The following is a 3,344-nucleotide window of genomic DNA, read 5'->3' as shown; positions in this document are numbered from 1 at the left end:
CGCCAGCCATAAGCGGCGCATCACGCCCATCGAACAGCAGGTCCATAGTTTTCTTGAGCTGATGCCTCTCATGGCGATGGTTATCGTCATTATCTTGAACTGGCCACAATTCCTCGGCCTTTGGGGGCTGGGTTCTGAGCCCGCACGTTACGAACTCGTTCTGAAGCGAGAACCATTACCTTGGGCATACGTGGCGACGTTCTTGTTCGCAGTCCTGCTGTTTGAGGTCCTTCCGTACATGGAGGAATTCGTTCGAGGCTTACGGTCGCGGAAGAGGGCTTAACTCCGAACGCGGAGGACCATCAATGAAGGTTGCCGTCATCGGAGCGACAGGACTGTTGGGCTCCGCTATTGTGGCTGACCTATCCTCGCAAGGCCATTCAATTGTTTCGATGAGTAGAAGCGCCGGAATCGGGTGTCCGGGCGCGATCTCGATCGATCTCAACGAGGCAACGTCGCCCTCTTACTGGCTGCCCCATCTCGACGGCGTAGAAGCCGTAGTAAATTGCGCCGGGGTGCTCCAAGATAGCCCAAAAGATTCCACGTCGATGGTCCATCATCAGGGGATTGCGAATCTTTTTGCCGCCTGCGAGCAACTCAAAATCCGCCGCGTTATCCATTTCTCCGCAATTGGCGTAGACCGGCAAACCCCCAGTGCGTTTTCAGAAACGAAGTTATCTGGCGACAAGGCTCTGATAGCGCGTGACCTCGATTGGATCATCTTGCGGCCGTCCGTCGTAATCGGTCGAGCGGCCTATGGGGCTAGCGCGCTCATGCGAGGCTTGGCGGCCCTCCCAATGCTGCCGGTGATGCCGAATACGGGACAGCTCCAGATAGTCCTGCTTGAGGACGTCGTTCGAACCGTGCAGCATTTTTTACAGTCCGGAGCGCCCACACGGACAGTTGTCGAACTGGTCGGCCCGCATCGCCATTCTTTCCTCGAAGTCATTGCATTGATCCGGGGTTGGTACCGCTGGCCTCCAGCGCACGAGATCCGTTTGCCGAACTTTGTTTCGATCGTAATGTACAAATTCGGTGACATGATTTCGCTGTTGGGCTGGCGGCCTCCGGTACGAAGTACTGCCGAGCGGGAGATCAGGCGAGGGGCGGTTGGCGATCTTGAAGGCATGCAGCGGCTTGGGCTGCGTCCAAGAGGCCTCCCGGAGTTGTTCGCCTCCGAACCAGCTTCAGTGCAGGAACGCTGGTTTGCGCGGATGTATTTGCTCAAGCCAGCAATATTTATTGTGTTGTCTCTATTCTGGATCTCCACCGCCTTTGTCTCCCTTGGTCCGGGCTGGGGCTACGGTATGGGTCTCATGGGCGAGGGCGGCGTCGAAGGAGCCAGCGCGGCGCTCACGGTGATCGCCGGCGCATTATCCGACCTCGTGATTGGACTCGCCATTGCTTATCGGCCAACCAGCCGGTACGAACTCTACGCGGCCATCGCTATCTCCTTCACTTACGCGATCATCGGGACCATACTTGTGCCTCGCCTATGGGCCGATCCTCTGGGGCCGATGCTGAAGATCTGGCCGATTATCATCCTGCATTTCGTAGGGCTTGCTGTTCTTGATGATCGATAATGCTGTACTTCGTTCTCAAATACTTACATGTCGTCGGCGCCGTGGTCCTGCTTGGCACAGGATCCGGCATAGCGTTTTTCATGCAGCTCACCTCGGCGGAAAACCCTCCGTTATCGCGGGCGTTGCCCGAATCGTTGTGATTGCGGACTTTATCTTCACAGGCACTGCCGTCGTTGCACAGCCAATCACAGGCTCGCTGCTTGTGTTGCACGTCGGCTACTCCTTCTGGGAAGGATGGATCGTTTGGTCGATGGTGCTGTATGTCATCACGGGGGCACTTTGGTTGCCCGTCGTTTGGATGCAAATGCGCCTTAGGGATCTTGCCTCAATCGCGGCGACAAAAGGCTCGCCTTTGCCTCCTGAATATCACCGGATTTTCTGGCTGTGGTTTGCCTTCGGCATTCCAGCTTTCATCGCCGTGGCCGCTATAGTCTGGCTGATGATAGCCAAACCTCAACTTGCTTTGTTTGATGTGGGAGTGATTGCCGAGCTATCCTGGACGCTCAAGTCAGTTGCGTAGGGTAGGCACGCGAGAGTGGAGTGGTCGCCGAGGCAAGGCGCAGGCAGGCCGGAGCATGGTCGAGTGCTAGGAGAGCATACCTGTTAGCTCGCCAATCATCTTCAGGAGCGCCTGGTGCTCGGGTGCATCCTTATTGTTGGCTAGAAAATCTGCAAGTGCGACTTTTGTAACGTGTCCCCCAGCAAGTGCATTCGCTTCATGTAAAACGAATACTCCCTTGCCGTCCTGACAAAGCCACCAGCTATCGCCGTTTTCACTTTGATAGATCTTGCGTTGTCGGCTCAGGGACATAGAGATCTCCCACTTGGCCAACCAGTTCAACGGAAATAGGTTCCTAACGGCGGCAGCGTGTGATCCCCGGTGGCTTTCAGTGCTTCATGTGACCTTTAATTCGACAGGGCACAGCCGTATAGGAGCGAACTGTTCATCGTTTCTGCCGCTTCCCAGCTACAAGAAAACGGCTCCCGCAGTCGAAGGACGGAAGTTCAATGCGAGAGCCAGCTGCGCTGGCTGCGCGGTACTCTTAGGAACGAACGTCTCTCGCCGGAAATTGAAGAGCCGCCCAGATTGGGTGCGTTGCTGGTCTCGTCAAGGAGTCTGCTTTCCGCGAGAGTAGGGATGCGCCGCCAAGAATCCGCGCCTGTTTCGAATGAAACGTGGTGGCGTACTCGGTCGTGTACGAGATCGCCGTGATGTCTTTTCAGGACAGTAACGGCGACGGGCAAGGGGACCTGGTCGGCCTTCTGCAGCGTGTCGACTACTTGGCTTGGCATCGGCGCGGTATGGCTGACGGCTATCCTACAAGAGTCCCAATCACGACTTCGGCTATGACATTGCCGATTTATGCTCGGGTGATCCCCGTTTCGGCAAGCTGGAAGATGTCGACAACGTGCTACGTGCCCTGCATGATTCGGGCATCCGGCTCATTCTCGACCTTGTCCCCAATCATACCTCCGATCAGCACGCCTGGTTCGCAGAAAGCCGCGCCTCGCGCGACAATCCGAAGGCGGATTGGTAATTGTGGGCGGAACCCGGTGCCCACGGTGGTCCGCCGAACAACCGGCTTAGCCGCTTCGGAGGAAGTGCTTGGGAGTGGTGTGAGGAGCGCCGGATTCATTTCTGCCGAGTCAGCCGGACCTGAATTGGCGAAACCCCGAGGTCCGGGAAGCGATCGCGTGATGCGGTTCTGGTTAGAGCGCGGTGTCGATGGCTTCCCGGTTGATGCCAGCGCTGTGTTGATC

Annotated in this window: 3 protein-coding genes and 2 pseudogenes; 4 read left to right on the top strand and 1 reads right to left on the bottom strand. The window is 56.8% G+C overall.

Annotated features, from left to right (window positions below; translation table 11 throughout):
- The 3 genes and pseudogenes from AKL29_RS44295 to AKL29_RS02780 form a co-directional block, all read left to right on the top strand.
- Positions 1 to 283 (top strand): annotated as a pseudogene (locus AKL29_RS44295) (hypothetical protein); the annotation flags it as partial.
- A gap of 22 nt (positions 284 to 305) precedes the next feature.
- On the top strand, positions 306 to 1,583 hold the full coding sequence (locus tag AKL29_RS02785) for an SDR family oxidoreductase (RefSeq protein WP_050382904.1): 1,278 nt from the start codon (positions 306 to 308) through the stop codon (positions 1,581 to 1,583).
- Positions 1,583 to 1,977 (top strand): annotated as a pseudogene (locus AKL29_RS02780) (DUF2269 family protein); the annotation flags it as partial. The gene AKL29_RS02785 and the pseudogene AKL29_RS02780, both read left to right, overlap by 1 nt.
- A 192-nt stretch (positions 1,978 to 2,169) precedes the next feature.
- Here the strand turns inward: AKL29_RS02780 and AKL29_RS02775 are convergent.
- Entirely contained in the window at positions 2,170 to 2,394 is a 225-nt protein-coding gene (locus AKL29_RS02775; RefSeq protein ID WP_152977395.1) for a hypothetical protein, read from the bottom strand.
- A 541-nt stretch (positions 2,395 to 2,935) separates the two neighbouring features.
- Between AKL29_RS02775 and AKL29_RS44285 the strand changes: the two genes are divergently transcribed.
- Positions 2,936 to 3,121 (top strand): alpha-amylase family glycosyl hydrolase, encoded by a 186-nt coding sequence (locus AKL29_RS44285; RefSeq protein WP_244481725.1) that lies wholly within the window; start codon positions 2,936 to 2,938, stop codon positions 3,119 to 3,121.
- Positions 3,122 to 3,344 lie beyond the last annotated feature (223 nt).

The organism is Bradyrhizobium pachyrhizi, assembly GCF_001189245.1.
GTDB lineage: Bacteria > Pseudomonadota > Alphaproteobacteria > Rhizobiales > Xanthobacteraceae > Bradyrhizobium > Bradyrhizobium pachyrhizi.
This window is presented reverse-complemented; position numbering and strand designations above follow the sequence as displayed.